The following is a 954-nucleotide window of genomic DNA, read 5'->3' as shown; positions in this document are numbered from 1 at the left end:
CGTCAGCGGCGTCCGCCGTCAGCGCCCGGCCGTCCGCCCGTCCGGCCGTGCCCGCGGGCGGACGGGCGGGCGGCGGCTCACGAGCAGCCCTCGAACTGGGGGACGCTGGTCGTGAGCCGGGCGCCGGTGTCGGCGAACCAGTGGTTCAGGAAGCGGCCCGCCGAGCCGTCCTGGTACATGCGGGTGAGGATGCGGTTGACCGTCTCGCAGCCCGCGAGGTCGCCCTTGCGCAGGCCGATGCCGTACTTCTCGTCGGTGAACGGCGCGCCGATGAGGTGCAGGTCGGGGTGGCCCGCCGCGAAGCCCGCGAGGATCAGGTCGTCGGTGGACACCGCGTCCACCTTCCCGGCGGTCAGCAGCGGGATGCAGGCGCTGTAGGTGCCCACCGGCACGGGGACGGCCGCGATACCGCGCTCCTCGGTGATGCGCTTGGACGAGTACGAGCCGTTCACCGCGCAGATCCGCTTCTTCGCCAGGTCGTGCACGCCGGTGATGGAGCGGTCGCTCGACCGGATGAGCGTGTCCTGGTGCGCGACGTAGTACGGGCCCGCGAAGGTGATCCGGGTCTTGCGCGCGGGCGTGATCGAGTACGTCGCGACGACCATGTCCACCGACCCGCTCTCCAGGGCCTTCTCCCGGACCGAGGACGGCGTGGTCTTGAAGGTGATCCGGGACGGCGGGACCCCGAGCTTCCCCGCCACGTACGTCGCCACGTCCACGTCGAAGCCCTGGTAGCGGCCGTCCTTGAGCAGGCCGAGGCCGGGCTGGTCCGCCTTGACGCCGATGACCAGCGAGTGCTTGTGCAGGATCGAGTGCTGCTCCGCCGAGCCCAGCGCGCATCCGGCCGGCGCGGCCGTGGCGCACGCGGCCAGCAGCGCGACGCCCGCCGCGCGCGTCCGCCGGGTGCTTGCCGCGCGACTCCACCCAGTGCGCGCCGGATGCGTCCGCCGGGTG

At 73.2% G+C, this 954-nt stretch carries 1 protein-coding gene; it reads right to left on the bottom strand.

The window, feature by feature from the left end:
- Positions 1–77: 77 nt before the first annotated feature.
- Positions 78–872: a glutamate ABC transporter substrate-binding protein gene (locus DZF91_RS23175; protein WP_407920926.1), complete on the bottom strand. Its 795-nt coding sequence runs from the start codon at positions 870–872 to the stop codon at positions 78–80.
- Between the last annotated feature and the right edge of the window lie 82 nt (positions 873–954).

It is taken from the genome of Actinomadura logoneensis, from assembly GCF_003428695.1.
Taxonomy (GTDB): domain Bacteria; phylum Actinomycetota; class Actinomycetes; order Streptosporangiales; family Streptosporangiaceae; genus Spirillospora; species Spirillospora logoneensis.
The sequence above is the reverse complement of the archived record's forward strand: the minus strand, read 5'-3'. Positions and strand labels throughout refer to the sequence as shown.